The organism is Mesorhizobium sp. CNPSo 4661, assembly GCF_057784215.1.
Genome location: NZ_JBWGIO010000033.1, coordinates 1 through 25,916, shown reverse-complemented (window position 1 = coordinate 25,916; position 25,916 = coordinate 1). Strand labels below are relative to the sequence as shown.

Annotated in this window: 25 protein-coding genes and 6 pseudogenes; 12 read left to right on the top strand and 19 right to left on the bottom strand. The window is 59.1% G+C overall.

The genetic code is table 11. The features are described 5' to 3' along the window. Positions 1 to 2 precede the first annotated feature (2 nt). Genes AC0YKC_RS31360 through AC0YKC_RS31350 form a run of 3 tightly spaced genes read right to left on the bottom strand, consistent with a single transcriptional unit; the run spans position 3 to position 3,260 of the window. Complete coding sequence (locus tag AC0YKC_RS31360) at positions 3 to 488, bottom strand: Mov34/MPN/PAD-1 family protein (RefSeq protein WP_488513864.1); 486 nt, start codon at positions 486 to 488, stop codon at positions 3 to 5. Further along, positions 464 to 2,128, bottom strand: a complete 1,665-nt coding sequence (locus tag AC0YKC_RS31355) for a ThiF family adenylyltransferase (protein ID WP_488513850.1) — start codon at positions 2,126 to 2,128, stop codon at positions 464 to 466. Before AC0YKC_RS31355 ends, AC0YKC_RS31360 begins: the two co-directional genes overlap by 25 nt. 7 nt (positions 2,129 to 2,135) lie before the next feature. Then, complete coding sequence (locus AC0YKC_RS31350) at positions 2,136 to 3,260, bottom strand: CBASS cGAMP synthase (protein ID WP_488513849.1); 1,125 nt, start codon at positions 3,258 to 3,260, stop codon at positions 2,136 to 2,138. Positions 3,261 to 3,435: 175 nt separating this feature from the next. Between AC0YKC_RS31350 and AC0YKC_RS31345 the strand changes: the two genes are divergently transcribed. Continuing rightward, positions 3,436 to 4,425 carry a CBASS cGAMP-activated phospholipase gene (locus AC0YKC_RS31345; RefSeq protein WP_488513848.1) on the top strand — a complete coding sequence of 330 codons (990 nt, stop codon included), beginning with the start codon at positions 3,436 to 3,438 and terminating at the stop codon, positions 4,423 to 4,425. 639 nt (positions 4,426 to 5,064) lie between these two features. Then, positions 5,065 to 5,589, top strand: coding sequence for a Cap15 family cyclic dinucleotide receptor domain-containing protein (locus AC0YKC_RS31340; protein ID WP_488513863.1), 525 nt, complete (start codon positions 5,065 to 5,067; stop codon positions 5,587 to 5,589). Here the strand turns inward: AC0YKC_RS31340 and AC0YKC_RS31335 are convergent. From AC0YKC_RS31335 to AC0YKC_RS31310, 6 genes are all read right to left on the bottom strand, one after another. Then, the gene (locus tag AC0YKC_RS31335; protein WP_488513847.1) at positions 5,586 to 5,801 is read right to left on the bottom strand and encodes a hypothetical protein; all 216 of its coding nucleotides are present in this window, start codon (positions 5,799 to 5,801) and stop codon (positions 5,586 to 5,588) included. The two genes, AC0YKC_RS31340 and AC0YKC_RS31335, sit on opposite strands and share 4 nt — an antisense overlap. Before the next feature lie 225 nt (positions 5,802 to 6,026). Then, positions 6,027 to 6,635 (bottom strand): DUF6338 family protein, encoded by a 609-nt coding sequence (locus tag AC0YKC_RS31330; protein ID WP_488513846.1) that lies wholly within the window; start codon positions 6,633 to 6,635, stop codon positions 6,027 to 6,029. A gap of 100 nt (positions 6,636 to 6,735) precedes the next feature. Next, on the bottom strand, positions 6,736 to 7,509 hold the full coding sequence (locus AC0YKC_RS31325; RefSeq protein WP_488513845.1) for a hypothetical protein: 774 nt from the start codon (positions 7,507 to 7,509) through the stop codon (positions 6,736 to 6,738). A 51-nt stretch (positions 7,510 to 7,560) separates the two neighbouring features. Continuing rightward, complete coding sequence (locus tag AC0YKC_RS31320) at positions 7,561 to 8,328, bottom strand: hypothetical protein (RefSeq protein WP_488513844.1); 768 nt, start codon at positions 8,326 to 8,328, stop codon at positions 7,561 to 7,563. A gap of 105 nt (positions 8,329 to 8,433) precedes the next feature. Beyond that, positions 8,434 to 8,769 carry a HigA family addiction module antitoxin gene (locus tag AC0YKC_RS31315; protein WP_488513843.1) on the bottom strand — a complete coding sequence of 112 codons (336 nt, stop codon included), beginning with the start codon at positions 8,767 to 8,769 and terminating at the stop codon, positions 8,434 to 8,436. After that, positions 8,762 to 9,043 (bottom strand): hypothetical protein, encoded by a 282-nt coding sequence (locus AC0YKC_RS31310; RefSeq protein ID WP_488513842.1) that lies wholly within the window; start codon positions 9,041 to 9,043, stop codon positions 8,762 to 8,764. The genes AC0YKC_RS31315 and AC0YKC_RS31310 overlap by 8 nt, the downstream gene beginning before the upstream one ends. Positions 9,044 to 9,440: 397 nt before the next feature. On the opposite strand from AC0YKC_RS31310, the gene AC0YKC_RS31305 reads away from it, so the two are divergent. Then, positions 9,441 to 9,617, top strand: coding sequence for a hypothetical protein (locus tag AC0YKC_RS31305; RefSeq protein ID WP_488513841.1), 177 nt, complete (start codon positions 9,441 to 9,443; stop codon positions 9,615 to 9,617). A 399-nt stretch (positions 9,618 to 10,016) separates the two neighbouring features. Beyond that, positions 10,017 to 10,337: pseudogene (locus AC0YKC_RS31300) on the top strand (sigma factor-like helix-turn-helix DNA-binding protein); the annotation flags it as partial. Positions 10,338 to 10,549: 212 nt separating this feature from the next. Here the strand turns inward: AC0YKC_RS31300 and AC0YKC_RS31295 are convergent. From AC0YKC_RS31295 to AC0YKC_RS31285, 3 genes are read right to left on the bottom strand one after another with little or no spacing between them, the layout of a single operon-like run. After that, positions 10,550 to 12,421, bottom strand: a complete 1,872-nt coding sequence (locus AC0YKC_RS31295) for a hypothetical protein (RefSeq protein WP_488513840.1) — start codon at positions 12,419 to 12,421, stop codon at positions 10,550 to 10,552. Beyond that, positions 12,414 to 12,905: an ABC-three component system middle component 2 gene (locus AC0YKC_RS31290; protein ID WP_488513838.1), complete on the bottom strand. Its 492-nt coding sequence runs from the start codon at positions 12,903 to 12,905 to the stop codon at positions 12,414 to 12,416. The genes AC0YKC_RS31295 and AC0YKC_RS31290 overlap by 8 nt, the downstream gene beginning before the upstream one ends. Continuing rightward, positions 12,893 to 13,897 carry an ABC-three component system protein gene (locus AC0YKC_RS31285; protein ID WP_488513837.1) on the bottom strand — a complete coding sequence of 335 codons (1,005 nt, stop codon included), beginning with the start codon at positions 13,895 to 13,897 and terminating at the stop codon, positions 12,893 to 12,895. The genes AC0YKC_RS31290 and AC0YKC_RS31285 overlap by 13 nt, the downstream gene beginning before the upstream one ends. A 589-nt stretch (positions 13,898 to 14,486) precedes the next feature. On the opposite strand from AC0YKC_RS31285, the gene AC0YKC_RS31280 reads away from it, so the two are divergent. Then, positions 14,487 to 15,656, top strand: coding sequence for an IS110 family RNA-guided transposase (locus AC0YKC_RS31280; RefSeq protein ID WP_488513836.1), 1,170 nt, complete (start codon positions 14,487 to 14,489; stop codon positions 15,654 to 15,656). Between the two features lie 318 nt (positions 15,657 to 15,974). On the opposite strand, the gene AC0YKC_RS31275 is transcribed toward AC0YKC_RS31280, so the two are convergent. Both AC0YKC_RS31275 and AC0YKC_RS31270 read right to left on the bottom strand, forming a co-directional pair. Then, positions 15,975 to 16,250: a hypothetical protein gene (locus tag AC0YKC_RS31275; protein ID WP_488513835.1), complete on the bottom strand. Its 276-nt coding sequence runs from the start codon at positions 16,248 to 16,250 to the stop codon at positions 15,975 to 15,977. Positions 16,251 to 16,255: 5 nt separating this feature from the next. Continuing rightward, positions 16,256 to 17,143 (bottom strand): annotated as a pseudogene (locus AC0YKC_RS31270) (ISNCY family transposase); the annotation flags it as partial. Positions 17,144 to 17,851: 708 nt separating this feature from the next. Between AC0YKC_RS31270 and AC0YKC_RS31265 the strand changes: the two are divergent. The 4 genes from AC0YKC_RS31265 (at position 17,852) to AC0YKC_RS31250 (ending at position 20,710) form a co-directional block, all read left to right on the top strand. After that, the gene (locus AC0YKC_RS31265; RefSeq protein ID WP_488513834.1) at positions 17,852 to 18,589 is read left to right on the top strand and encodes a hypothetical protein; all 738 of its coding nucleotides are present in this window, start codon (positions 17,852 to 17,854) and stop codon (positions 18,587 to 18,589) included. Then, on the top strand, positions 18,586 to 18,891 hold the full coding sequence (locus tag AC0YKC_RS31260) for a hypothetical protein (protein WP_488513833.1): 306 nt from the start codon (positions 18,586 to 18,588) through the stop codon (positions 18,889 to 18,891). Before AC0YKC_RS31265 ends, AC0YKC_RS31260 begins: the two co-directional genes overlap by 4 nt. Positions 18,892 to 19,157: 266 nt before the next feature. After that, positions 19,158 to 19,511 (top strand): hypothetical protein, encoded by a 354-nt coding sequence (locus AC0YKC_RS31255; RefSeq protein WP_488513832.1) that lies wholly within the window; start codon positions 19,158 to 19,160, stop codon positions 19,509 to 19,511. Then, positions 19,475 to 20,710, top strand: coding sequence for a hypothetical protein (locus AC0YKC_RS31250; RefSeq protein ID WP_488513831.1), 1,236 nt, complete (start codon positions 19,475 to 19,477; stop codon positions 20,708 to 20,710). The genes AC0YKC_RS31255 and AC0YKC_RS31250 overlap by 37 nt, the downstream gene beginning before the upstream one ends. Positions 20,711 to 21,327: 617 nt before the next feature. Here AC0YKC_RS31250 and AC0YKC_RS31245 read toward each other — a convergent pair. Continuing rightward, positions 21,328 to 22,052, bottom strand: a pseudogene (locus AC0YKC_RS31245) (tyrosine-type recombinase/integrase); the annotation flags it as partial. Positions 22,053 to 22,055: 3 nt separating this feature from the next. Here AC0YKC_RS31245 and AC0YKC_RS31240 point away from each other — a divergent pair. Beyond that, a pseudogene (locus AC0YKC_RS31240) lies at positions 22,056 to 22,349 on the top strand (ISNCY family transposase); the annotation flags it as partial. 40 nt (positions 22,350 to 22,389) lie between these two features. Here the strand turns inward: AC0YKC_RS31240 and AC0YKC_RS31235 are convergent. Next, on the bottom strand, positions 22,390 to 22,935 hold the full coding sequence (locus tag AC0YKC_RS31235) for a hypothetical protein (protein ID WP_488513830.1): 546 nt from the start codon (positions 22,933 to 22,935) through the stop codon (positions 22,390 to 22,392). Between AC0YKC_RS31235 and AC0YKC_RS31230 the strand changes: the two genes are divergently transcribed. Beyond that, the gene (locus AC0YKC_RS31230; RefSeq protein WP_488513829.1) at positions 22,915 to 23,289 is read left to right on the top strand and encodes a hypothetical protein; all 375 of its coding nucleotides are present in this window, start codon (positions 22,915 to 22,917) and stop codon (positions 23,287 to 23,289) included. The two genes, AC0YKC_RS31235 and AC0YKC_RS31230, sit on opposite strands and share 21 nt — an antisense overlap. Positions 23,290 to 23,680: 391 nt before the next feature. Here AC0YKC_RS31230 and AC0YKC_RS31225 read toward each other — a convergent pair whose 3' ends face one another. Further along, positions 23,681 to 24,535 carry a host specificity protein gene (locus AC0YKC_RS31225; protein WP_488513828.1) on the bottom strand — a complete coding sequence of 285 codons (855 nt, stop codon included), beginning with the start codon at positions 24,533 to 24,535 and terminating at the stop codon, positions 23,681 to 23,683. A gap of 286 nt (positions 24,536 to 24,821) precedes the next feature. Here AC0YKC_RS31225 and AC0YKC_RS31220 point away from each other — a divergent pair. Then, positions 24,822 to 25,048, top strand: a pseudogene (locus AC0YKC_RS31220) (IS5/IS1182 family transposase); the annotation flags it as partial. A 274-nt stretch (positions 25,049 to 25,322) separates the two neighbouring features. Here AC0YKC_RS31220 and AC0YKC_RS31215 read toward each other — a convergent pair. Next, positions 25,323 to 25,595: pseudogene (locus AC0YKC_RS31215) on the bottom strand (hypothetical protein); the annotation flags it as partial. A gap of 105 nt (positions 25,596 to 25,700) precedes the next feature. After that, positions 25,701 to 25,916: ABC transporter ATP-binding protein (locus AC0YKC_RS31210; protein WP_488513827.1), on the bottom strand; the 216-nt coding region annotated here is incomplete at its 5' end.

Here is a 25,916-nt window from a genome sequence, read left to right as displayed (position 1 = left end):
TTTTATCCTATTCGATCTTCCGGTCCTCGCGTCTCGAGCATCATAATCTTCCCACTTTCGCCGAGCCACCATCCTATAGAATTCCATCCTCCTATGGCGAACACAACCGGTCCCGGGCTGCGCCGCGACAGGGCGTTCCAAGTTCTCCTATCAAGCCATGAAGGAGAAGGATTAGCCTCAGGATGCGTATGCCACTCTCCCACGAATGTGTCCGTTCCTCCGCTTTTGCGCCATATCGTCAACGCCTTGGCCTGGTGCCCTGGATCCGTGCGATCAAATATCGTCCGCGTCCGCCTGTCTCTGGGCATCGGGGACGTGTATCCAAAAACCTCGATGTCCCCGCCGCGATAGGAGCCAATCAGAATGCCGCCAGCCTCGCGTGATAGCGGGCCAGTCTCCACACTTGCAGCGATAGCCTTTACAACATCGTTGCTGACCAGCACGAATCGGCCGTCGCAAGTGCTCAAGACGAGTGGCGGGCCGAGCATGCCGGACACTGCCGGCTTCGCACCGGACTTTGGTTCTTGACTGTGAAAGCCCTCGTCGGGTCCAGCGTATTCGTGCGGAGTCGGTGACCCGTTTGGCCGTTGGACCAGTCCAGTATCAGGTCGCACGCCATCGCCGCAGCTGCGGCGGAACGCGAGACTGGAAACGGAATGAAGCCTGCGTCTGTGCACGCTTGCACCGATCCGACTTCGAGCGAAACGTTGGGACGCAGAAGCGGGAAACGTGCTGGACCCGACAGTTCAGGCTTAAGGCATTTCAAGCAGGCGAGTTCGCCATCGCTATCGACTAAGAGGCATTGCGTGGCATCGCCGTTCCCAGCAAGCCAGACGAAGAAGTGGGCTGGAGCGAGCGGGCGCCTGGCAACCGCCCGCTGGTTCAGAGCTATTGAGAGGGCTTCCTCCCCGGTCGCGTCGATGACCGCGTCGTATCTATCGATGGGCTCATCCATAGCGTCCGAGTCATGTCCCTCGGCATGGATTCCTGGAAGCATGTCGCGCAGATAATCCGCACAAGCCACAGCCTTGTTGCGATGGAGGTACGGCACACCGAGGACGTGCCGCCCAATGTTGGCGGTGCGAAGAATGTCGCTGTCGACCAGGATCAATCGCCCCCCCTGGGTTCCTGCACCGCACATGGCAAGCTGCTGGGCCAGAAAGCTTCCTATCGTGCCGCATCCGATTAAGAGAACGCGTTTGCTAGACAGGTTCTTACGGCTTCCCATGTTGCGTCCGTAGATGTAGCCGAGGTCCGCCGCGTCGGTTCTTATCCGCTCGACCGCCACGTGCGAAGCGACCGAGGACAGGACCTTTGGCAGCATCTTTCTGCGGTTGACGAGGAATTCATCTTTCTGGAAACGGGCGGGAACCTCGAGGCGCGCAGCAAACAAGCCATTGGATGCCCGGATCGCAAGTGTCGTCACGCCGCCCGTGCCGCGGACCAACGCCTCGTCCAATTTCACGCGCAACCTCGGATCGATCCATTGTAGCCAAGAACCCAGCTGCTTCATGTTTGCCGGCGGCCACGGACTGCTTGGGTCCACCGTCAATGGACCGTCAAGCGAAACGATCACTGCCGGCTCCCCAGCATTGTTGCCCGACACTCGCGGATGGCGATCCAGGAGCCACGATTTCCCATTCGAAAGCAGGGGCGTCTCCTTCCTGCCCTCGGCAAGAGGGAGGAAGTTGATGGTGCCGGGCCCGACATAGTCGAGCGGCAAGTCGGACAACATCCAGGTCTCGGCCCAGTACGTGTCGAACTCAGCTACGAAGTCGCCATCGAGATGTCCACGCATTGCCTGCCTGACAACACGTTCTGCCTTGTCAAGGCACTGGATGACCGTGCCGGCCGGATCGTAGCGATCGAGCACGATGGCACCTCGGACATAGTAGCAGACTGCCCCGTCAGGTCCGACGATGTGCGGCAGCTTCCGCGGCGGTGACCAATCTTTTGACAGCCGGATGATCGGGAGATTGACGAAGTCTAGATCTCGTATGGAGATCTCAACGGGGATGGTTGGAGAAGCCTGTCCAAGCACACCCCGGTAGAGGTTGGTGCTCTGGATGGGGATCCGCTCGAAGCCACGCTCGCGCAGTGCATCGTGAATTGCCACGAGACTGCCCAACTGCATATCATCCACTCTGGGAGCGCCCGACCTCAGGGGCTGGACTCACCTTTTTGGGTTGCGCGAGTACCTTGCCCACAATCGATACCGCTACCGTGACGAGATCGGGACGATCGGGCATTCTCGGACCGTAAAGTTCCCTCATCGCCACCACCGCTTCTCGGGCGTCACGGCATTCCTTCACAACCTTCTCTAGCCTAGACGCCAGTTCCTCGATCTTCTTCGCAACTCTCTCCCGGTGCTCCTCGGGTAAACGGTTCAGATCCTCCGACCTGCATGCGGGATTCGGTACGCTGCCGCGGAGATGCGTAGAGAGCCGCTTGATGACTGCGAGGAGTCGCTCGTCCTCGCGATCGGGTAAGAAAGGGCCTCTGATGGCCTCGTAGGCGTACCAGACGGCCGCCATCAGGAGGATCGACGTGACACCGTAGCGGTCAAGTTCGTGATGATCGCGCCAGCCCTTCATGTATCGGCAGTCGCGCCGCAGCCTTTCTCCAAAGACATTCTCAACGGCATCAGTGAACCATGTGTGGATCAACCGCGGATCAGACTCAATCCAATCTTCTTCGCGGTGCGCAAGAAGCACTGCGTCCGCTGGCAGTTCAGTCCAATCGTCCGCCTTCCGCTTAGCCACAATGTGCGACGACTCCACCCGGTCGGCCAGTTGAAGGAACTCGTCGTCGGGTATCGCGTAGAGTGGTACGTCAACGTGCGCGTTGTCGCCAATTACAAGACGGCAGCACGTAGGCTTTTCCACATAGCGCCAGCCTTCCGTCTTGGCGAGGTCCTTCAGGGCAGCGTCCACGAAAGAGAAGAACATGGCAGCCGCTTCCGAGGGCCGTGTTCCACGCACGAAGGAAAGCGGCAGGTAGCATCCATCATCAAGGTCCATCTGCTGCTTTGGGGGCCAAGCGGGGTTATTCAGCGTCTTGTATGCGAAGCTGCCCTGCGTGAAGAACCGCGGCCGTACCACCCGACCGAAATGCTCGCGGCCAACGGTAGAGAAGACCTGCCTCAGATGCTCCCGGATCTTCCTTCTCGCATAGCGGAGGGCCGAGTCCTCGGGGGAAAGGTTGACCAAGAACGTTTCCGGGTCCACTTCAGTATGGAGAAGCTTTGCAACATTTGCCATCCCTTGGGGCCTCTACTAGGTCGAATCATCTAAGACTCACGATGGCGCAGAGTAACACTGATCTCACCAAGAACATATCCCGAACAACTGTGGAAATCCTTCCCGCCCTGTCAGGTTCGTGCCAAGCGTGGTATCCGCCGCGCATGGACTCGAGCGCCCATTCACGGAGACCGCGATGCCATTCCAAATACTGAGTCTCTCCGGCGGTGGATACCTTGGGCTGTACACCGCGTCGGTCCTTGCTTTGATCGAGGAGCGGACGGGAAGGCCTGTGGCGGACAACTTCGACATGATCGTCGGCACTTCGGTCGGTGGGATCATCGCACTTGGTCTGTCAGCCGGCACGAGTGCGCGCGACATAAAGCAGGTATTCTTAGACGAGGGACAGACAGTCTTCTCGTCGGCTCGCCCGGCCCGCAGCTATATAGGTTCCGGGATACGGGTTCTGCGTGGAATCGCTGTTTCCCGTTATGATGCCGGGCCGTTGCGAACTATCATCGATGCGGTAGTAGGAAAGGGCCGCAAGATGTCGGACTTGCGGCGGCCGACGCTTATTCCCGCTGTCAACCTGACCAAGGGCGGTCCGCGCGTCTTCAAAACAGGCCATCACCCTAGATTCACGATTGACTGGCGTCTCAATGTGGTCGACGTAGCCCTGGCCACCTCTGCGGCGCCCACTTATTTCCCGATCCACAGGATCGGCGATGAGGTATTCGCTGACGGCGGCCTTTTTGCGAACTCACCAGACCTGATTGGCCTGCACGAGGCCGAGCATTTCCTTTGCAAGGCTCGCGACGACATAAGGGTGCTCAGCATCGGGACCACCACCACTGAGTTTGCCTTTTCGTCGTCAGCCGGGCGCAGGCTGGGTTCGTTCGGATGGATGAAGAATGAACGTTTGACGACCGTCATGATTGGTTCGCAGCAGGCGGTCACCAATGACATGATGATGCACTACCTTGGCGATCGCTACATCCGGATCGACCGAATGCAGTCCACTGACCAGAAGCAGGAACTGGCGCTAGATTGCGCAAGCCCGACTGCGAAGAAGGATCTCCAAGCTATGGCTGCGAACTCGCTGCAGGAGATATCTCCCAATAAGACCTTTCGCGACATCCTCTGCCATGAGGCACCGCCCTTCACGTTCGTCAATGCTTCATACTGATCGGGAAATCATACTTTAGCAGTACCACAGATTTCTGGCTACACTTGGCATTTGCCACAGCGTTTGCTTTCATACGACTTGTGCCTTGTTATAGCAGGCTGCCCAGGGCCTTTGGCCATCGCTAGGCGGATCTAAGCGACAACCGCCTGACCTCGTCCATCCAGAAAAACCTCGCAGCTTGTGGCTGTGGCGAGGAAAACACAATCGATGCCGGCTGACATAGATAGAGAAATGGCGCTGTTATAGGCTGACCCGCGGTTGGACATAGCGCCGGGCGCAAGGCCACGTGCTACAATCCGGTAAGACCACCCGGTACAAATAAACGGATCGTTCGGCGATGCCCTCCCAAATAGCACGGCGCCATCATGCAAGCTCTCATTTAGTGTAATCGCTTCCGCGTGTCTGGTGGGAAAGTCAGAGGCAAAACCGAACCCCGTTTCTAGCGCCGGTGTCCGCTCCATTGGGACACAATCCCCTGGTTTTTTCGCTCCCGTATAGAAGACAGCCAATAGCGGGTAGCGCGATAGGCCAACTTTGGATACTTCATCAAATATCGGTCGAAGGACCTGGAGGGGGGAACCGGCTTTGCGAAGCTTCTTCACGCGATTTTCCATCTCGTCGGTAATCGTCTTGGCAGCCGTGGTCTGGGGCTGTTCGCTGTGGGTGCTCGGTATAGCAATTGATTGGAACTACCTTAAGCCGTTTTCGCTTACCGTGGCCATTGTCACGGTCATCCTGTCGGCTTTCGACCGCTGGGCGTGGCATTGTTGGCCGATTCGCTATTTCGTGCCTATACCGGACCTGAGGGGTCAATGGGCTGTTGAATTGGTTTCGACCTACAAAAATGAGAACGGCCAGCGGACCAAGGTCAGCGGAACTGCGACGATCAAACAAACGTTTTCAACGCTTTCTATCCGCATTGCGACCGAGTCATCAGACTCGGTATTGAAGGCGGAACGTATTATCTATAGCCCTGATGGTGCCGTGGAGATATATGGGGTTTACCAAAGTGAACCGGATATTCATCTACGTGGATCGGAAAGCGAGATACACTACGGAGCTTTCCGGTATGTTGTTAAAGACAGTCCCGCGACACTTATGACCGGCACATATTGGACAGATCGCATCACCAAGGGCTCCATTAAGCTTGAACGGACAGCCTAGCGAGTGACGAAAGCAGCATCGCGGTCCGTGACCAAACTGGGCCATTCCGTAGAGACGATTCGATGTTCAAAGGCCTTTCCGGTATCATAGGCCGAACCTTCGATCGCTTCCCGAAACTGTTTGACGGCCGCGTTTGGCGTAGTCTCGGCGAGGTGGGCGAAGTTGCTGGCCGAAAGCAGGGCGAGCGCGCAGAATGCATGTTCGAGCGCCAACAGCCTGGCAGGTCGTCGTGATCCCAGTCTGCACTCACGGTTACTTCTTGCCGCCGCTCGACCCGCCACTCGGTGGGTTGGAGGGGGTGCTGTGGCTGGTCGGGCCCTGATACCCTCCCTGAACCGATCCCGTGCCTTGGGAACCACTGCCACGCTGTGGCTGATACCCTCTGTTCTCTGAAGAGGTTGTTCCTGTCGAAGGACGACCGGTGTTGCCTCTGGTTGTCATTTTCCATTCCTTTCGGCTGGTGTGAATTCGATGGTTCGAATCTCGCTGGCGCAGATCAGAACACTCTTGTCTGTGGGAGTCCACGCCCCGTTGTCTCCTACTTCAAAGACGCGCTCGATCAGCAAGTCGCGCTCGTCTGGACGCGACGAGGCGAATGACCCGTCGCTCCAGTAGCCTGCGAACGTCGTGTCGTTCTTAAGGACGACAAACACCCATGAGCCGCACATCGTGGAAAACTGATAGTCCCACGCCGTGGGGATTACGTGGATGGGGGAAAGCCCGAACCATCCGTACATTTTTCGGAGCCATCCGGCCTTCGATGTGACGCCGCTCGCGAACCCGATGATGGCTGGGGCTACGAGTAGGACGAAACCCCACGCCAGCACCCGGACCTTCGCATCCGAGCTGGAGTTCACGACGAGATAGATCACCCACCCGGACAGCGCGAAGTTCAAGGCGCTCAGGGTCAGGAGGCGGACGAAATAGTCCGGTCCGTCCAGCTTCTGGCCCGTTATGAAATGCGCCCGAAATGAGGAAATGATGTAGCCCGGTACTACGAAGACGAAGGCGACGTAGACCGCGTCCAGCGAGAGGAAATTTCCCATTCAACCCATGCCCCGAGGGAATCGCACTATTTTATCTGGAGCGGCAATCGGCGACTAGATCGGTCCAATTAATGTAGTCAGACGACTGCAGTATCGTCGACTACGCGGGTGGCAACACATCGATCTCGCCCAGCATGTGCTCACCTATCTCGACGACAGTTGACAGATCGCAGATCATCTGCGGATGCAGGTAAACAGGACGGGCCTGTTCGCTGAAGGAATGCATCATCAGCGGATTGAAGATGCCGAGGCTTTGCTGTTGGACTCGGAGCACCCCGCATCGCTCGTAGTCGTTTTTCGCCAGTGCGATCTCCTGCTCCAGGCGCTCGAATTCAGCACGCTCCTCGTCGTCGAGCTGTCGCGGCGGGATATAGAGCGGAATACGGTGCGCCAGAGCATGCCGATAGTCTTCGAGATAGTCGAACCAAGCGTCGGCGCTCGCCAAATAATCTTGGAAGGGCTGTGACAACGACGCGCGCACGGGAACATGGCCGGGCGTGAGGCCTATAGCCATCGGCTTCAAGGGGGTGCCGTTGGGCTTCCGGATATCCGCTTCCATGCACCAGATGCGAGCCAGGTTATCGATGGCGCCGAAGACGTTAATCACGAAGGTCTGCAGATGGCTCGTCGCGTCCATGAGCATGTCGCCTGTGGGAGCCGTCTCTTGTGGGGGCAAAATCTGGAAAGTGCGCTGGATCGCGTGCTTAATGGTAAAGAGCCGGCGCACTAGGCCATGGCGTACGAGCTCGGATGTTTCCGCCTTTCTGAATTCGCGAGTAAGGAAGGCGATCGTGAGATCATCCTCCCGATCCAACAATTTGGCCAGCTCTCCGGAAAAGTGGCGGATTTGGCTCTCCGGATAGACCATGGGCATGTACTAGTTTCTGAAACGGGCAAGCATCGCCATGGGCCTTTGCGAGATGGGTCAGCCAGATACCATCGGGTCACCCCTTCGGACCACGGCCTCGATTGCTTCGCGAGGGATGTCCCTTTTGATCATGACGTCCCAGCCATAGTCCATCGGTTCCCAGTCACCTTGACTCTCTAGGTACAGCTCTATCATCGACTGGGGGAGCCTATGCTCAGTGAACCTGCACCAACCGTAGGCCGGGTACCGCGCGACTACGACTGCTGGCTCGCCCACCTGCTTCAACGTCGCATCCAACTTGCCGCCCGCGTAACCGGCGATGCGCTCAACCGCCTCGCCACCGAACGACTCAAAGAACACTTCGCAGCCTCCGTTGTGAAGGAATCGACGTAGCGGTGTCATCCATACCGCCCCCTCCCGACGGACAAAATGAGAGTCAGCCTCGATCATATTTGAAACCGCCGCGTCGACGTGCATGAGTTCGCTTGGTGACATTTGAACCGCGAGTGCGGCCTTCAGGCGGAGAATGTCGCGCTCAAGGTTAAGCCGCAGCAGTCCATTTTCCCTGATGCTCACGAAGTCCACCAGTCGCGTAGCATGAAATGCCCGCAAATCGCGATTCGCCATCGCTGCTGTGATGAGGGCTTTCGCTTCGTCCCATCGATGCATAGGCGGTGAGGGGTTCAGCAGCCGATGCATCGTATCAGAGAGAGTATATTCGTGGTCAGCCAAGCGTTCCGCGCGTAGCTCGGTCGCGGTAGCCTCCAAAAAGACGACGGTCTCCTCCGGCCAGGTATCGATCTGATCGAGGTCTACCGGATCCATAGTAACTCTTGAAAAGGCTGAGAAGAATGCCGTCTCATGCCTGCCTATGCTGGAGCTTCGGAAAATTAACACAGCCAAACATCAGGATCGATTGCCCACCTGGGATCAGTCACTGCTGATGAAGGGCCAGGCTTCTTCCCCACGCAGCTTGATCAGCTTTTGCATTTCATCAGCAAGCTTGCGGCGCGCCTCAAAAAGATCGACGCGCTTTTGCATATCGAGCCACAGGTCCGGCGAGGTGCCGAGCACGAAGGCGAGCCGGACCGCCATATCAGCAGTGATAGCGCGGTGCCCGTTGACGATCTGGTTCACTGTGAAGCGAGAGACATCGAGCGCGTCGGCCAGAGCTTCCTGCGTGATGCGTGAACCGGGCTTGCGTAGCACCCTATCACGAAGGAAAACGCCCGGCATCTGCGGTGGAAAATCACGTTGGTCAGCCATCATCCTCATGCCATAGCCGCAGTTCGACAGAGCCGATCGGCCGCATCCAGTCGAACATAAGCCACCATCCGGCCGTGACAGGCACGCGCCAGCGCCCCGGACCGCAACCGACGATCTCGCCCTCGAAGAGCAGGGTCACGTCGGACCAGAGGTGGCAATCCATGAGGAAGTCGGCGAGCGCTGCCACCTCCTCGGCGAATGCTTTGGGCAGACCGACGATGCAGCCATGCTGCTGGGCCTGCAGGACCCTGAGGTCCGAAATGCGGGATGTCATGTGTTGAAGCTCCAACCTTGAACGAAGCAATCGGCGCGGAATGCGCGGCAACGGCATCGCTGGTAGGAGGAGGGCATCCGGTGCAGAGCACAAAGCTCAAAACCATTTCGCGGGTGGAAGGCGCCGCCCCCGAGGGCGCCGGAAAGTAGAAGATCATCCGGAGCCGGACAACCTTACTCACCTCCCTTATCGCGAAGGCAACAATCTCCACGACCTTGATTTGGATCGCCTCAAGGCCATCATCAGTTAAGGACAGATCCCTGACTAATTTCGCAATGAGTGCATTGACCAATGCATCGCGCTTGGTCGCCGACATGTAATTCTGGACGGTGAAGCTGCGATGTTGGCCATCGGCAACGAATTGGCCGGCTAGTCGATTGAGATTGTGTGGAAGAACATGGTCGACGTCGACGTCGAAATCCTCGCGATAGCGGACTTGGAAACACGTCTGGAAGCAGTCGATCGTTTTCCAAAATCTCGCCGCGTCGCGGCTTGCGCCCTTCAGATGATCCAGTATGGCACGCGCGGCCTCGTGCGCGGTCGTGAAGACAGGCCGGTCCACCCGGTCCGTTAGCTGGGTAGCAAGATCGGCGAAGGTCTGCCCGGCGCCTCGTGGGGCGACTGAGTCAGCGTCAGATAGCCGACCGAGAAGGCGCCATGCCGCCACGAGCGCCGTGTCGCTGGGCGGGAGCGCCTTGCGGAAGTCCAGGTCATACATCGGCGCGGACTGCATGGCTCTAAAATGGAAACAGTGGCATTACATTTCAAGAGGCTGCCGACAATTTTGACCTTCGCCTGCGTGTTTCGGTAATTCCCGGACACCGTTTTCGCTAAATCCCGGACAGTGATTTCAGTAATTCGCGGACAGCGATTCCGCTAAATCCCGGACAGTTTTTCGGGAGCGGATTAGCGGTCGGTTCTCGGCTGCGCCGTTCTGGCAGTTTGGCCTCTCACGATGATGTTGAGAGGGGCCATGCCGAGACGGAAGCAAGCGAGACGAACGAGCGTGAGGGATGATATCCAAGCGATCTTGCGCCTGACCCATGAGCAGGGTCTGTCGGTGCGTGAGGTGTCGGAACGGCTCAAGATCAGTAAGACGACAGTATCGACCTATTTGCTGCGGGCGCGGGAGGCCGGGCTGTCATGCTGGCCGCTGCCGCCGGGCCACGACGACGCGATGCTTGAGCGGCTGCTGTTCGGCCGTGCCGGTCGTCCGCCGCAAGACCTGAGCGAACCGGACTTTGCGCTGATCGCCAGGGAGTTGAAGCGCAAAGGGGTGACCCTGACGCTCCTTGCGAAATCAATCATCCATGAACGCAACAAGGCACCCAAGGACCGACGCCGCCAAACTGTCCCGACATTAGCGAAACCACTGTCCGGGAATTAGCGGAACCCCTGTCCGGCTTTTGCGAAATGCGCACTTCGCCTCTCGGCGGATTAGTCCCGAGCAGATGATGGCTCTCGTCTTGACGGCCTGTGGCCGCGGCGCGGTTAGCATTGAAAGTGTCAGGTACCCAACACCGGGAAAAGCCCTCGCCTGCCGGCTTTCGAAAACACGATCGTCCGAGGCATGAACACCTTGGGCGGCGTTTTGTTCTCGATGATGTAGATCTGGCAAAAGCTCGAGACCGAAGCGAGATGCTTGTAAAAGCGCTCGTCGAGCGACGTCGCGGCGATCGCTCGCTCCTCATCGGTCAGCGGCTCATCGTCGTCGTCCAGTTCTTCGCGGTACGTAAGCAGCGGCGAGTCCAGTACCAAGAACCCGGGGTGAGGCAGCCTCTCGCCCTTGCAATAGACCGCGTAGGCCACCGAGAACGCTGAATGCAGCAGCGCCTTGACGCCCTTGCCGTTGCGGCCGCGAGGCTTACCATTGATGGCAATGTCGTAGGTCTTGTCGTTCCAAGTGACCGCCTCGAGCCCAGGATACCCCCAGACGTCCAGCACCTGTTGAACGGTCTGGGCAAACTTATGTCCGGTCGGCCCGTCGATCCCGATAGTGAGCCCGGCCGCCTTCTGCTTACCGTGCTTGATCGCCGCAATGGCCGCCCGCTTGGCGTCGAGATCGCTGCGGCGAACCGACAGGGCAATGACGCGATCGATTTCCTCGAACAGCGTGACGTCGTCGGTATAGCCCGTGCGCAGGTTCGTCTCTCTCGGCCTGAGGCGCTGAATTTCCTCGAAGTGCCCGCGGGCTTCGGCGCCGAGTGTACGGCCGCGGTTCTCGAGCCCTTCGCCTTCGGCCGTCAAACTGGCGAGGGTCACTTCGAGATCACTCATGTCTCGTCGGATCTTGGCGATCTCCGCCCGCGCGGCCGTGAGCTGCAGGTCCACATCTCCCAGCGGATGAGGCTTGTGCTGATGACCGGGCAACGCTCCGCAGAGCGGGCACGGGTGGTCTTCGAACCGCTGCAGCAGAAAGCCACCCTCCTCGATCGCCTCAAGTCGGCGGATATCGGTCTCATACGTGCGTTTGAGGTCGAAAAACCGCTGCCGCATTGCCCTCAGCTGCGCGGCGTGGGCTTCGGCCTCGCCTTGGGCGTTCAAAGCTTCACGTCGCAGCACAGACAGCCCGTCAATCCGCTCCTGGGCTTTCGCTAAGTCCTCGCCGATTGTCTCGAGCTGAGATTGAAGGCGATCGCGCTGTGCGACCAGCTCCGGTACATTGCGGGTACCCAGTTCGCGGTCAAGGTCGGCGATCATCTCGTCGAGCAGCTGGAGCTTGCCCGTCTTGCCTGCGTCGAGCGTTTTCTTGTCCGGAACCTTGGCGATGGCGGAATCGTCCCGGCCGGTCAGAAGGAACCTGAACGCATTCCTATTGAGAGTATCGCTGCTCTTGGGATTGATCTCTGTTGGCGTCTTGCCACTGAGCATCCGGTCTTCGGTGACCAGCACGTACGGCATGAAGAAGCGGAAGCTGAAGGTGTCCAGCTTTGCCGCCTGTGTCGAGGCGATCTTGATCGTCCCCAAACCCACTTTGGCCAGCAGGAACTCCGACAGGCTGCCATCCTTGGACTTGCCACCCTTGCCATGAACCGGATCCAGGACCTGGCTTTCTCGACCGTCCAGGATGCCATCCGGAGCTAGACCGTCGAAAACCTCGATGTCACCCCCGCGCAGCGCACGTCGCAGCGTGACGCTGGTGCCGTCCGCAAACGAGATGCCGAGCAAGGCCGACTCATACCTGTCGCCTTCGGGCGGCGTCTCAGGCGTTTCCCCGCCGAACATGAAGTTGAGCGTGGCCACGGTATAGGTCTTGCCGGTATTGGAGCCACCCCACAGGATCGTCAGGTCGTGGTTCAAGGCAATTCCTACCGTCGGGAGGCCGGACCCGGTGTAGGTGAGGTGTTCGAGCTGCATCAATGGCGATCGATCAACCATTTGGCAGCCCCACTTCTGTCTGGAATTCGAGGCTCCACCGATCTATCAGGCCCCGCATTGAGGCAAAGGCGGCTGCGCCGTCGTCATGGACGCGGCCGGCGAGCCAGCTCGCGCGGTCCGAAAGATCGCGATTGTAGTCTGAGTTGAGGAGCTTCACGAAAGCCGGTGCGTCATCGCCCGACACAAAGCTGATGCCGTCGGCGGCCTCAACAACCTCGATCAGGCTCACCCGCAACAGCATGCGCAACGCTTCCTGTATCAGGGTGCGGCGAACCCGATACTCCCCGACACGCTCCGGCAGCGCTGGGTGAAGGCTATCGGGGCCGCCAAGATCGGCGGTGTGGACGACGAAGTAATCGAGCAGAGCCAGCGCATCGAGATCGAGCTTTTCCGGATAGAACGCTTCCAGCAAGATAAGCGAACGAAGACCGGTCTCGACAGAACCGTTGAAGACCGGCGTTGCGAAAGGCCTCAGCGTTTCCATGGCAGTACCCCGTCATTGGCGAGGTGATGGCAGGTGCCCTGCTTGACCAAGACGTTGGCTCGATTGTGTCGGCCAAAGATGCCGGAGACTGGAAGCGAACCGGCCGCAGTCATCACGTCCCGCAATCGTCCTAGGCCCGTTGTCTGCGAATGCACACCGGAAACACCATAAAGGATTTCCTGGGTAAACTTTTCTATGTGCTGCGGATCGATGTTGTCGCGGAAGTGGCGGCGGAAGGCATCCGCTTCGAAATACCGCCGCCGCTGCATAGTCAAGTCAGGGCCATGACTCGCGTGACGAAGGACTTCTGCCGCATCGGCGAAGGGACGACCCTCGCTATCGGAGTAGACACCAATGAGCTGTTGCACGTAGCCCTCGTCAGACGAAACATCGGTTGGAACAACGCCCGACGGCGCTTCACCCGGATCGTCTCCAAACGCGTCGGCGAGGATAAGGTTGATATCGTCCATCGTGAGGATCTTCGGCAGGTCAATGCCGCCGATGTTCTGGAAGGCGTAGGCTCCGATGACTGCGCGCAGCTTATCGGTGAGGACAACCGGCGGGCCCGTGCGGATGCGTCGAGCGCATCGTGCGTCCCATTCGTCCAGCATGTGCTGCTTGAAGGAGCTGGGGCTGAAGAGGAGCTTCTCGGCTTTGCGGTTGAAGCCCTTTGGAGCGACGAAGAAATAGGCCGCCGGCGGCGTAAACTCACCTTCCGAGGCATGGAAGAGGATCTTTGCGATTTCCTCATACATCATGCCGTCATCGACGCGCTTGCTGAGCATCTTGCACTGGTAGTTGTCCCATTCGCCATCATGTCGGTGCAGCGTGCGAAACCCTACGGCGTCGCGGCCTAGGTCATTCGCGTTCCCGAAAAGATGGTGATCTGGGTACTTCTTGACCTGGCGCGCCACCCAGCGGTGGACAAAGACCTCGAGTTCCTTGTCTTCCATCGCCAGAATGCTCCGGCTGTAGGAGAGATTGCTTTTCACCGCCGGCCCCCACCGCTCAAGCGCGCTGTTCAACAGCTTGCTGCATTAAAGGTCAATATCCTCTTCCCACCGATACTTTCGATCAAGGATAGCCATGGTTAGCTTGACAGCGAGAGCGCTCGCTCTGGGGCCGAAGCCGCGGTCGAGCTCAGCCACCTTACCGCAGCTATTCGACCCTCGACGCCCATCAGCGGACAGTGGCCGTGCGACCCCGTATCGGCCATTGCTAATGATACCCGGAACTGAGGGATGAATGCGCAGGCCCTAAACTCCCTCCAAACGTTCGCCCTTTGTGCTTTAGTCGATTCGATGTTGCAACCAAGTTCGGATGTCGCGCTGCCAGCAAAGTAGAAATGTCGCCAGGGTCTGTTCGAAGGGTAGGGCTCAGCAGGTTAGAAATGCGACAGCGACGCACTTGCTGGCGCCGACATGAGCGCCCGATCGGGCGTAAGCTGGTCGGGGTTGCAGAGCCCGATCGGGTGCGATCGAGTAGATCTCCGTCGGCTTTAGATTCCATGAGGCGTGAACCGCGCCCGGCGCTCTGCAAGAGTGTGGTTGCACAGACGCAATCAACCTCAAGGAAACGGCCATGCATGCTTCCCAAAGCCACTACGACAGTTCCACCGCGATCCGCACAGATCTGGGTGCGATCTTTGTATCCCTCGAATTGAGCCGCGCCACATGGTTGGTCACGTCGTTGTCGCCGGGCAACGGTGAGAAGATGTCGAAGCATGCGGTCCAGGGCGGTGACGTCGGCGAATTGCTCTCCCGTTTCGCCCATCTTCAAGAGAAAGCTCGCTGCCGTACTGGCCACGTTTTTCCAATCGTTACGATCCAGGAGGCGGGGCTCGATGGGTTCTGGATCCACCGAGTTCTGCAGGAGCACGGCGTCGAAAGTCATATTGTCGACGCAGCATCAATTGCGGCGTCACGTCGTGGCAGGCGAGCCAAGACCGACAAGATTGACGGCGAGACGCTGGTGCGTGCGCTGCTAGCGTTCAAACGCGGTGAACCTCGCGTCTGTGCGATGGTGAGGGCGCCGAGCCCGCAAGAAGAAGACTGCCGCCGCATATGTCGTGAGCGACGCGTTCTGATTGCTGAACGGGTCGAACACGTCAATCGCATCAAGGGTCTGCTCTTTGCCCAGGGGATTGGCGGATACCAACCGCTGCGGAAAGACAGACGTTTACGGCTCGAGGATCTGCGAACAGGCGACGGCAGGGCTTTGCCACCCAACCTCAAGGCGCAACTCGTCCGCGAACTCGATAGGCTCGAGCTGCTGCTTGATCACATTGCGATGGTCGAACGAGAACGTGACGCGCTGGTGAGCGCTGCCGAGGAAAGCGCTTCGGCAACGCCGGCTGCGATGTTGTGCGCTATCAAGGGCGTAGGAACGGAGATCGCGGCCATTCTTTGCACCGAGGGATTATCCCGGAAGTTTAACAATCGCAGGCAGGTTGCGGCCTACGCCGGGCTGGCGCCGACACCTTGGCAAAGCGGGACAGTCGACCGAGAACAAGGGGTATCGAAAGCGGGTAATCCGCGGCTGCGAACGACGATGATCCAACTGGCTTGGCTGTGGTTGCGCAATCAGCCGTCTTCGGCGCTCAGCGCATGGTTCTTTCAGCGCGTCAATTCAAATGGCGGACGCCATAAGAAGAGCACGATCGTCGCGCTCGCCAGGAAACTGCTCGTTGCACTCTGGAAATACGTCAGGTTCGGCGTCGTAATCGACGGGGCCGTGATGAAGGCGGCGTGACCGACGCATCGATCGGCCACATTCTCGAAATCTCCAGGACTGATCAATCCTGGCGGACCCAGGTGGGCGAACCGGCTCAAAGTATGGCTTCAAATGCCGCGCTTTAGAATGGTCACGCCCTCCTGAGCCTTTACCGCAACGCAAGCGGAATGATGGTGCAGCCGCCGTGCGGCGACCGTATGTGAGTTTGAACCGGCAAGGAAAGCCGCGTCACGCGCAAGGCTCAGACCATGGCTCCGACGGTGCTGAAGGAGAGCGCCCATGTCTTGACGCCAAACCCCTCATGTGAGCTTTGAGAGCCGCGTGGCCCGCTTTGGGCTACAAGCCGGCTTTCGTTGTCGGTTGAGCCTTCCGGTTGATTGGAAACTCGTTCAGCACTGCGAGGACATCCGCAATACGATGCCTATCACTCTCTGTGAGTGACAGATCGACTTTGACGGCCTGGCTCTCGACCTTGGCTGCGGGCATTCTGGCAAGTGCCTGCTGACGCCGAACGACGACCGCGGGGTCCTTTGTGAATTCTGCCTTCTGGCCGAGCTTGCGGCCACGCTTTACATAGCCATTGCTCTGGCTGCCGTCGGGAATGCCGAACATGTGGTCGGATTGCGGGGCTCCTTGCCGAAGCGTGCGTTGAAGTCCGTCAGGAACTCGGGCGCAAAGGCGTTGGCCGCCTCGATCGTGCTGATGCCGCGGAGGCGCAACTCCTTCACAAGCCGGTCCTGCAGCGTCTGATTGGCGCGCTCGACGCGACCCTTGGCCTGTGGAGTGTTGGCGCAGATGATGTCGATGTTGAGCTCATAGAGCGCGCGGCCAAACTGCGTCAGGCCGCTGGTGCGGTCCTTCTCCGAACCATGGGTCGTTCGGAAGATGCCGTGCTTGTCGCTATAGAAAGCCAACGGCTTGCCCCATTCCCGCAGATACGCCTTGGCCGCGTGGAAGTAGTCGAACGTGTTCTCGGAGCCGGCAAAGCGCAGATGAAGCAGCTTGCCGGTCGCATCGTCGATGAAGACGAGCAGGGCGCATTTGGGGCCACGGTTCTCAAACCACCAGTGATGTGAGCCGTCGATCTGCACCAACTCACCGAGGCAGTCGCGCCGGCCCCGTGGCTGGTGAAGCTGCTTCCTGCGCTCCCGGCGGGAGATCCAGATTCCAGCCTCCGTCATCCAGTTGCGCAGCGTCTCCTTGCTGACTGCGAGCTGATGCCGTTCGATCAGCTTCTCGCGGGCAAGCGTCGGTCCGAAGTCGATGTAGTGTTCACGGATCAGATCCAGCACGAAGTCGCGAACGCCATCAACAATGCGATTGTTGGAATGCCGGCCACGCGCCTTGTGTCTTAGAGATGCAGCGCCATCCGCCTGAAACGTCTTCAACAGCCGCTGGACCTGACGAACTGAAACGTCGAGCAGGCTTGCCGCTGCAACGCTCGTCATTCTCTGCTCAATGACCTTCGACAGGACCTCGATACGCCGCAGCTCGCGTTCGCTCATCAGAACCAGTCCCAATCTGCAATCTCCCGCGCTCTCGAACGCGGGCAGATTGGCAAGGCAGGAGCGACATTCCTACTTTGCCAGATCCGGACATTTTAACTTAGCTGCTACATTCGAAAGTCGCATAAAGGGCAGTCTGGAACTGCCGCGGTTGTGCAGCCAGTTCGAGGCTAGCCCATTGTCGGGTCGGAGCACTGCCGCACACGATCTTTGCTGATCCATGAGAGCTAATGCTGAGCACTCTCGGATTTCATGTAGTGGTCACCGGTCACCTGTGGGCCGTGCCAATCGAACGCCCGGGCCGCCACCGTTCTCTGAAATGAACTCGATCCCCGCGCGAGTTAAAGCATGGACGATCTTCGTGGCTGTCTCCGTGCGGCCGCCAAGTGGCCCATCTTCAGCTTCAAGGCGCGCAATGGTCGGTTCTGAAACGGCAGAATGCGCCGCTAAATCACCCTGAGACCATCCTAGCAGCGCTCTGGCGGCCTTCACCTGCCGAGTTGTGACTGCTGGATGGCTATTTGATAGATTTTCTATTGACATCCGCACCAATCGAATTGATATTTTTTCTATCAAAGCTGTCGTTGCATGGTCCTTCGGCTTGGGCCGCGCAACGAAGCGGCTGGCTAAGGTGCGGAAACACCTTGGCCAGCCTGACCATACGCCAAGCTATAGGGAGCTCGGATCATGGCTGATTCTGAGACTAGCATGACTCTGCCTTTCGTCACCCGGAGGCAATTGCTGATGGGAAGTCCAATGGTCACCGCGACGCTGCATTTGAAGGATCACTCATCGGCGGCTGCAGCATCGGTCCTCGCTGACACTAGGTCCGACCCCGCACTGACGCAGTGGCACGAATGGCACGGCACATATCTTCGTACCGCCGCGCTCTGCCGCAAGCAGCAGGACCTGGAGACCCGGTTGGTTGAGGCCATCGGGTTTCCAAAAGCAGATGTCGAGCTACCCGATGAGGGAATAACCGTCACCGTCTCCTGTCAGGGCGACTTGGAAGACCTATTCGGGGATGATCCTGGTTTTGCCGAGCTGCGTGCTCGGGCCGAGGCCGATCTGGCCGCCTCGCAGGCGCGCTGGGATGCCGAGGACCGACGCATCGGCTATTCGGCCGCCAAGCGGGAGGAGCTTGCCACAGCCGATCAAGAGGAAGGGTTGTTGGAAACCTTGACGGCAACGCCTGCCACGACGATCGGTGGTGTGGCCGGCAAACTCGATGCGATACTGCGCGAAGGCGAAAGGGCCGAAGACTGTACAGAGTTTCCCTGGCCGCAGTTGCGCGCAGCCCTCGTCGATCTGGCGCGCATAGGCCAGGCGCTGCAGCCGGGCGCATTCATGCCGGGCAGCAGCCAAAAGCAGCCTTATCCTCGAAAGCGTCGGGAAGACGTCTGCACGTCGGTGATCATGTACCAACGCGGAGACCGCGTGACATGAAACGCCCGTCGATGACAGAGGTGCTCCCGCTGACAGCCGAGCACGAAACAGGGGTCGGCGCCGCCATATCCTGCGGCACGCTTGCTGTACCCTCGGTTTCACGACAGGAGAACGGGCTTTGGGCTTTCAGCACCCCCGAAGCGATTGCCAGGGCGGCGCGCGATCTATTCGGGGCGGATGCTATCCAGGCGATCAAGTGGTGCGAGCTTTCGGCCCGCAATGCGCACCGGGAGCTGGATTTGCGGTTCTGGCAGATCGTGCTGGTCCTGCTTGACGAAACTGAAAAGGACGGAAAGCTATAATCCTCCAGCAGGCTGGCCCTCACTGACTGGGGGCTGCACATCAAGCACGGGCTTGAGAACCGGACCTGCCTGTATCCGACCGCACGGCCCCGGCGCGGCCCCACCGGCTTAAATGCGCCAAGGCGACAAAGCCAGCCCCGCTGTTTCTGGAAGTGATGCGAGCAGGAAAAGGCGGCAGGAGCGTACTCAATAGCAATACGCAAATGGAGAGATTTCGACGACGCTTGCCCTAACGTGCATTGGACGTCCCAACGCGGGCATGAGCGATGAAGAAAATTGGAAGAAGCACTTATCGGCAGGCCGACCCCACTCAGTTTGCGGCCATCGACACAACACCACTGCGGCTCGAAGACTTGCCCTTGTTCGCAACCGATCAGCAGATCGCGCAGGCGATCGTCGGTCGCGAGAAAGCGGAAAGATGGATGCGCGAGCGGTTGCCGACCCTGTCCGGCAAAGCAGGTTTCCCAGCCATTGACGAATTCCACGGCGGTCGGCCTGTCGCTCTCGTACGCCGTTTCTACGACGGTTACCTTGGCATCGCCCAATCCCCCGCGGCGGCGCCTGGCAGAGCGGACGTAAGCCAATGGAAGGCGAAAAGCAGATCAAGGCTCCCGGGCTGAAGTGGATTAAGCGCGCGAGGGGTAAAACGCCGTTTTGGGTAGCCGACGAAGTAGATGTAAGGAACGGCTATAGCCCGAAGACCGTAAACCTCTGCTACCTCGCTGACCAACCCGACATGTTGAAGGCGAAGTGCGATTCGTTGCAGGCGGACATGCTGCTTTGGCGCACCGGGTACCGTGCAGATCCGTTGAAGTTTGATGGCTCGATCAAGTCGCTGCTCTCGATCTATGAAACGCACCCGCGCAGCACCTATCGTAAACTGCGACCGGGATCGCTTCGGCCCTACAACCACTACCTGAAGAACTTAAGGGGCCACATCGGCAACGTCCGTATTGACGAAACCACCGGCATCGACCTGATGGACTGGCATGATGTTTGGTCACAGAACGGCCGATATCTCGCCGCTGCAACCACGGCACGCGCAGTTCTGTTCGCCGCTGTGAGCTTCGGAATCATGATGCGCCTGCAAGGCTGCGCCGCATTGGCAGCAGTGATGCGGGAAACGGCTAAGACGCTGCCGCATCCGAAACCTCGGAACCAGTCGGCCACGGCTCATCAGATCGTCGCGGCGCGTGAAGCCGCTCACAAGAACGGTCGACCATCGTCGGCGCTAGCCTATGCTCTTTGCTTCGAAACGGTTTTGCGCCTGTGGGATGCAATTGGCCAATGGTGGCCAATGAACATGGGCGGCGTTTCGGAAGTTCTCGACGCCGATAGGGAGATGAAATGGTTCGGTCTGCGATGGGAAGATATCGACGCCGACATGGTGCTTCACTACACCCCTTCCAAGACAGCCGAGAGTTCAGGAGCGTCCATTTCCTATTCGCTGCAGAAGGCACCTATGGTGATGGAAGAGTTGAAGCACTGGCCGGCTGAGAGGCGAACCGGGCCAATGATAGTTTCCGAAGAGAACGGCCTGCCTTGGCGTGCCACAATTTTCGCGCAGCGCTGGACAGTGGACCGTAAAGCGGCTGGCTTGCCGGCGACCTTATGGGCTCGCGATCTGCGCGCATCCGGCATCACCGAGGGCAGGGCGTCAGGGGCCAGACTTGACGATACCAGCAAGGTCGCCGGGCACACCGGAACCAAGACGACAGAGAGGTACGACCGCGCCGTGCTGGAGGCCGCCGATCGCTTCGCTGACGCTCGGCTCAAACGCCGTGAACAGAGCGGTAACGGCAGCGGTAACGCGCGGTAACGGGTTAAGAAAATCGTAAGGAATTTCAAACGGATGGCAGCCTGACAATTTAACCCGCCTTTAAAGGTAAGTGCTTGTTTTTATTGTTAGCCGTTACCGAACGCTTGCACTTAAACAACAGGGCCGGCCGAGTTATCTAGCCATGCCTGGGATGCGAACCCTTGCGACCATGCCGGCCGGTAGGTGGCGAGCGGCTATTGCAAAATCGGCCTAATTTCATTTGTATTATTAAGGTTTCGCAGCTGAGCGTGAGCTGGCGAGCGTATTCTTTCGACGCGTCAAGCTCGGCCTTTTTCGTTATGCCGAACAGCAGAGCCAATTTCGAGGCGGTGAAGTTGATCAGCGTCGCGGTTCCGGGCGGCGCGATACGAGACGGTATTCCGCGGTCTGCAGGGCCTTGACCATGCGATGTGATCATTGATGCGGACTTCGCCCGAAGCGAGATCACCAACCGGCCGGGATGCGTGTGGTAAGCGACAGCCAAGTGGCGCTGCCCGAACTCTGCTTCGCGTCATCGACCGCGAGCCTGTGCTCTAGCGCCCAATGATACCGAGGCCAACCTCAACAACAAAACTCCTGCAGCCGTGCGCTGAGCGGGGCAGGGGAGAGGGCTTTTCAGAGTCCGACGCCCTAGTCAGGTTCACGCGGAACCGGTCGGTACTTGCGGGCCATCTCGGCGCTCGTGTGGCCGAGCTGCCTCAGCACATAGCGCTCGTCGACTTCGGCCGAGGAGGCGAGGCCTGCGCACAATGAATGGCCGGCAAAGATCCGTCCGAGGTTTCCTTCGGGCAGATCACCGCGGACGCCGGCCGCGAGAGCGGTCCGTTTGACCAGGCGCGCCACCTCCTGGTCGTTGAGCCGGTCGGACCCGACCGCCTTTCCATTCCCGATAACGCGCCGGAAGAGTGGCCCGTGCGCGATTTGGGCGAATTTCTGCCAGGTCTCTAATGCTACCACGGGGCAACAGGAGTTGGAGGAGCCGCGGCCGATGTCGACCTCGCGCCACCAGCACGCCCTTGTCCGGGAAAAATTCCACCAAACCGCGGCCGTCCTCGGTCTGGTCGCGACCGAAATCAAGGCCGACGATCTCCGAGCGACGCAGCCCGCCGGCAAACCCGAGGAGAAGCATGGCACGATGGCGCAGGCCGCGCAGGGGGCCGCGGGGAAGCGTCTCCAGCATAGCGATGAGATCCTCGGGCAGGATCGCTTCCTTTTGCCGGGGAGGGAAGGCGTCCGTGTTGCGGATGCCGGCCATCACGGTTGCGATATTCCGGTCCTTGCGGTCGAGGTGCTGGCCACGCTGCGCACAATTCCAGGCGAGCGACGAAAGCCGGCGCTCGATTGCGAAGCAGGCAACCCAGCAGACAGCGAGCGTCTGCTGCTAATGCTGGAGCGCCACATCGCGTTTTACGGCGAGCCGCCGCGTCAGGCGGCGGCCGACGGCGGCTATGCCAGCCGCGCCAATCTGCGCCAGACCAAGGCTTGGGACGTGCGCGATTTGGCGTTCCGCAAGAAGAGCGCCTTCAGGATCGAAGACATGGTCAGCAGCCGCTGGGTCTATCGCAAGCTGCGCAACTTCCGCGCTGGTACCGAGGCCAGCATCTCATGCCTGAAGCGCGCCACGCCAAGCGCAGCGTGTGCCGCAACGCAGTGCCCATCGAGACGACACGGAGTCGTCGTCAATATTCCGGCGGCACCACCGGCGGACGATCCTGATGGTCTAAGAGCCCAACCTGTTCCAGCACCGAGTGAATAAACTGCGGGGCGCCCGCCTCGTGGGGAGACAGCCCATAGAATTCCTGCGCCGCCATCGAGACCAACTGCTCCTGCTGTTCCCGCGGAATCTGCTCTCGGGCTTCCCGTGCTCTTGCGGCGAACTCGGCCGACACTACCTGAGTTTCCACAAAGCGATCTTGTTGGGTCGGATTTCGGCGCAACTCCTGCAGCCGCGTTGCTGTGTATTCGTCTTCGTCCGGGTGGACGAGAGGTATTAGTTGTTCGATGCGATCTTTCAACCACAGGGCGTCGTCCTTGTCGAGACTCAGCCCCTCTTTCTTCACCTGGACCTTCGCCCACGCGCTGTCTTTCAACCGCACCGCCGGGCCGTTCGACCAGCCGTCCTGCACGACGGTCGTCTCTCCATCGCGTCCGTTGTCGCGGCGTAGCTCGTTCCATGCGTGTCCAGTTCGCGTGGCCGAGATGGTGTGATCGTCGTTCACTTCCATAATTTCCACCTCGCCGCCTGCATTCACGACCGATTCACCATCGCGCAAATGCGGCGCGTGCGAGACTGCGGCGAGGCGCGCGAAGTGATCGCAAAAGCCTGCGCCCAGCGCGCCCGCCAATGCCATCTGGTTGTCGCGATCGAGGCCGCGGTAGGCTACACCTGCGCCTACGACGTTGTGCCCGTGGGACGGCTCGCCATCCGCATGAACGTTGCCGCGTCCGTGCCTGAGGAGCAGGCGAACGTCGTGCACTGTCTGACCGGCCGCGGTGATCCGAGCGGGGCTTCTGACCGGATCGCCAGTCATCATGGCCGCAATGAGGTAGGCGAGTTGCTGTATCTCATGTCGCTGTAGTGCCTCACCGCGTCGTTGTTGCAACGTGTTTGGCGACGTTCCCAGAGCGACTCGGGGAGCTATCGCGGCCGGTCCTGATGCCGTCGAAATTAGCGCAGACCACTCGCGATGGCTGGCACCGCTGTCGCTGTGAGCCGTTGAGTGCGAGGCGCCGCCGGCGCTCGAACTATGATAAGGCGAGCCTACTACTGAAGGCTTTGAACAACAAATTCCCACAAACAATCTCCTTTGTGCTGATGAAATTTCACTGCACTAAGGCCCCTACAGAGGAGCCCAGGCGCACCGTTAAGCTAACGAATCGGAGCGGCCGGGGGGTATCCTTTCGCGCCGGGCACGCGGGAGACGAAACATGATAGCCTTCATGCACATTCCCTTTAGTCCATCGAGACTCTCAGTCGGCTTGTGATCCGCGGAAATTGAGCGCCCGCTCCAAGAACCAAGAAGGATCATCGCCGGACGAGTCTGTCTCGACATATCCTTCGTCTTCATCGGTACTTCGTTCAACGGGATCCTCGCTCTCGGCTTGAAGATACAGCCGTGGCTTGTCTGTTCGCTGCCATTTACCCTCGTTGTTGATTGTCCACTTATCGGACCGTCTAGGGTCAAGCACGAACTGGTTCTCCCCCACGTCAACAAAGCCCATCTGCTCCAGACGGGGCTTCGCCGCATCGTTAGCAGGACGTGACATGATCAGAGGCTTCTTGCCGTCGAGCCGAAGTTGATGTTCGAGCAGAACATCGCCCGCGTTCTCAACGAGCGGGTGCGAAACTCGAAGAGCCACGACCGATGAAATGTTTTTTCGGTCTGGAAAGTATTTCTTCTGCCACTCTTCCCCTTTGATGCGGAATCCTGGGTCCGTCCTTAGGAGCCCGACGCTTTTGTCGCCCAACTGGTAGCTGAAGTACTTCGAACCCGGTTCGTCATCTATGGTCGCACCGACCCTAGCAACAATTGCGGTGCGCTCGGCTTTTGAGGACACGAACTCTGAGTACTCTTGAGGATTGTCTGCTATGTGCTTGACATCGACACCATAGAAGTCCCTCAACTCTTGCCTGAACTCATCACTGTCCATGTCGTATACAGGAGGTTCGGAGGTGAGGGAGTACGGCCGTGTCGCCGACGACGAACTAGTCCCCGCGTCTGCGAGCGATTCCGCAAATCTCTGATTATCTGCTGCCTGCTCCGACTCGCCGGGATGGCCTGCGCTTGTAGGCTGGCTGGATGAACCAGTGATTCTGCTATACATGCGACTCGCGCTCCTATCGACCGATCTGCACTGTAGTCAATATCGGTCTACTTAAGACTTGCTAGGAGTGTAAGCGAGCGATCTGACAACAAGCTGACCGGTGCACGGTCGCCTGCCCCTATCTCGATCTTGCCCCGGGTCTTGGTTTGCTCGCCCTCGCCAATTATCAATTCGTGCCTGAAGTCGCGCTACGGAGGTTCAACCCAAGACGTTGTTGGTGCACGGATCGTTTTTAGATTTGCCGATAGGCGGGTGAGATCGCAAATGGAGCTATGATCTTCGCCGAATGCCCCTCAAACACAATTCCGCCCGGCGTCACCGAAAACCGAAGACGAAGTACAAGGTGACGAATTGGCCGGCGTACGAGGCGAGCTTTCCTTCGACGGCGCGGCGGTCTGACGCTGTGGCTGACGAAAGAAACCTTGGCCGGCAGGCGTCCACGACGCGTGGCGGCCAACCCGCTGTTCCGATCTTGCCATCGAGACGGTCCTGACGCTAGGTTGCTTAGCCGGCCAATGATAAAGATTGGATACGTCCACAGCTTCAGAAATGAAGTGTCGCAAAAGTCGGCAAAGATATTCTCGGATGGGGCTAAGCAATTTCAAGGGTGCTGTCACATTGTTTTTGCGTTAACGGCTTGCCGGTAAGGGCCGAGGCATGTCTGACGCTGCCGCTCGTCACAAGAACAATCGCTTTCCGCCGGAGATCATCGCCCGCGCCGTCTGGCTTTATGCAGCGGGTACCGAGGGTCTCATGCGCCCCTTCTTCAAACAACGTGACAGCACCCAGGCCGGCTTTGCTGAGCGCGCCTTTAAAAAAATCGTTGGCCAGCGTCAGCTCGCCGATCTTGGCATGCAACGCCTTCAAATCGACGGGCGCTTCGGTCGCCGCTGCCTTGTCCGACCCGAACACCCCGGCCACTTTTCAGCAGATGGTTCTTCCAGGTCGCGATCGGGTTCGGCGGAACGTCGAACTGTTGCGCCAGCTCGGCCAGCGTCTTGTCCCCCTTCACGGCGGCCAAAGAAAGCCCGTGAACGCGTCCGGCGGCAACCATCTGCATCCTCCCAAGATTACGTTCAGTTGCCGGCGCAGGGCACGCAGGTGCACCTCGCCATCGCAATGAACTTCATCCCAATAATGAACTTCGTCCCAACCCGGGACGCGGTCATACCCTCAGCCGGATCCGCGTCACATCGATCGCCGCGGTCATCAGCGTCTGCGTGTAGGCCTCGCGCGGATTGTCGAAGATCTCCTGCGTCGGACCTTCCTCGACGATCTTTCCCTGCTTCATCACGATGATGTAGTCGGCCATGGCGCGAACCACCGCGAGGTCATGGCTGATGAACAGGTAGGACAGTTCGTGGTCGGCCTGCAGCTTGCG

Coding starts and splice junctions, on each gene's coding strand:
- AC0YKC_RS31360 (WP_488513864.1), bottom strand. CDS start 488: ATGCTCGGCCCGCCACTCGTCTTGAGCACTTGCGACGGCCGATTCGTG.
- AC0YKC_RS31350 (WP_488513849.1), bottom strand. CDS start 3,260: ATGGCAAATGTTGCAAAGCTTCTCCATACTGAAGTGGACCCGGAAACG.
- AC0YKC_RS31345 (WP_488513848.1), top strand. CDS start 3,436: ATGCCATTCCAAATACTGAGTCTCTCCGGCGGTGGATACCTTGGGCTG.
- AC0YKC_RS31330 (WP_488513846.1), bottom strand. CDS start 6,635: ATGGGAAATTTCCTCTCGCTGGACGCGGTCTACGTCGCCTTCGTCTTC.
- AC0YKC_RS31325 (WP_488513845.1), bottom strand. CDS start 7,509: ATGCCCATGGTCTATCCGGAGAGCCAAATCCGCCACTTTTCCGGAGAG.
- AC0YKC_RS31320 (WP_488513844.1), bottom strand. CDS start 8,328: ATGGATCCGGTAGACCTCGATCAGATCGATACCTGGCCGGAGGAGACC.
- AC0YKC_RS31315 (WP_488513843.1), bottom strand. CDS start 8,769: ATGGCTGACCAACGTGATTTTCCACCGCAGATGCCGGGCGTTTTCCTT.
- AC0YKC_RS31310 (WP_488513842.1), bottom strand. CDS start 9,043: ATGACATCCCGCATTTCGGACCTCAGGGTCCTGCAGGCCCAGCAGCAT.
- AC0YKC_RS31305 (WP_488513841.1), top strand. CDS start 9,441: ATGGTCGACGTCGACGTCGAAATCCTCGCGATAGCGGACTTGGAAACA.
- AC0YKC_RS31295 (WP_488513840.1), bottom strand. CDS start 12,421: ATGGTTGATCGATCGCCATTGATGCAGCTCGAACACCTCACCTACACC.
- AC0YKC_RS31290 (WP_488513838.1), bottom strand. CDS start 12,905: ATGGAAACGCTGAGGCCTTTCGCAACGCCGGTCTTCAACGGTTCTGTC.
- AC0YKC_RS31280 (WP_488513836.1), top strand. CDS start 14,487: ATGCATGCTTCCCAAAGCCACTACGACAGTTCCACCGCGATCCGCACA.
- AC0YKC_RS31275 (WP_488513835.1), bottom strand. CDS start 16,250: ATGTTCGGCATTCCCGACGGCAGCCAGAGCAATGGCTATGTAAAGCGT.
- AC0YKC_RS31265 (WP_488513834.1), top strand. CDS start 17,852: ATGACTCTGCCTTTCGTCACCCGGAGGCAATTGCTGATGGGAAGTCCA.
- AC0YKC_RS31260 (WP_488513833.1), top strand. CDS start 18,586: ATGAAACGCCCGTCGATGACAGAGGTGCTCCCGCTGACAGCCGAGCAC.
- AC0YKC_RS31255 (WP_488513832.1), top strand. CDS start 19,158: ATGAAGAAAATTGGAAGAAGCACTTATCGGCAGGCCGACCCCACTCAG.
- AC0YKC_RS31250 (WP_488513831.1), top strand. CDS start 19,475: ATGGAAGGCGAAAAGCAGATCAAGGCTCCCGGGCTGAAGTGGATTAAG.
- AC0YKC_RS31235 (WP_488513830.1), bottom strand. CDS start 22,935: ATGGAAGTGAACGACGATCACACCATCTCGGCCACGCGAACTGGACAC.
- AC0YKC_RS31225 (WP_488513828.1), bottom strand. CDS start 24,535: ATGTATAGCAGAATCACTGGTTCATCCAGCCAGCCTACAAGCGCAGGC.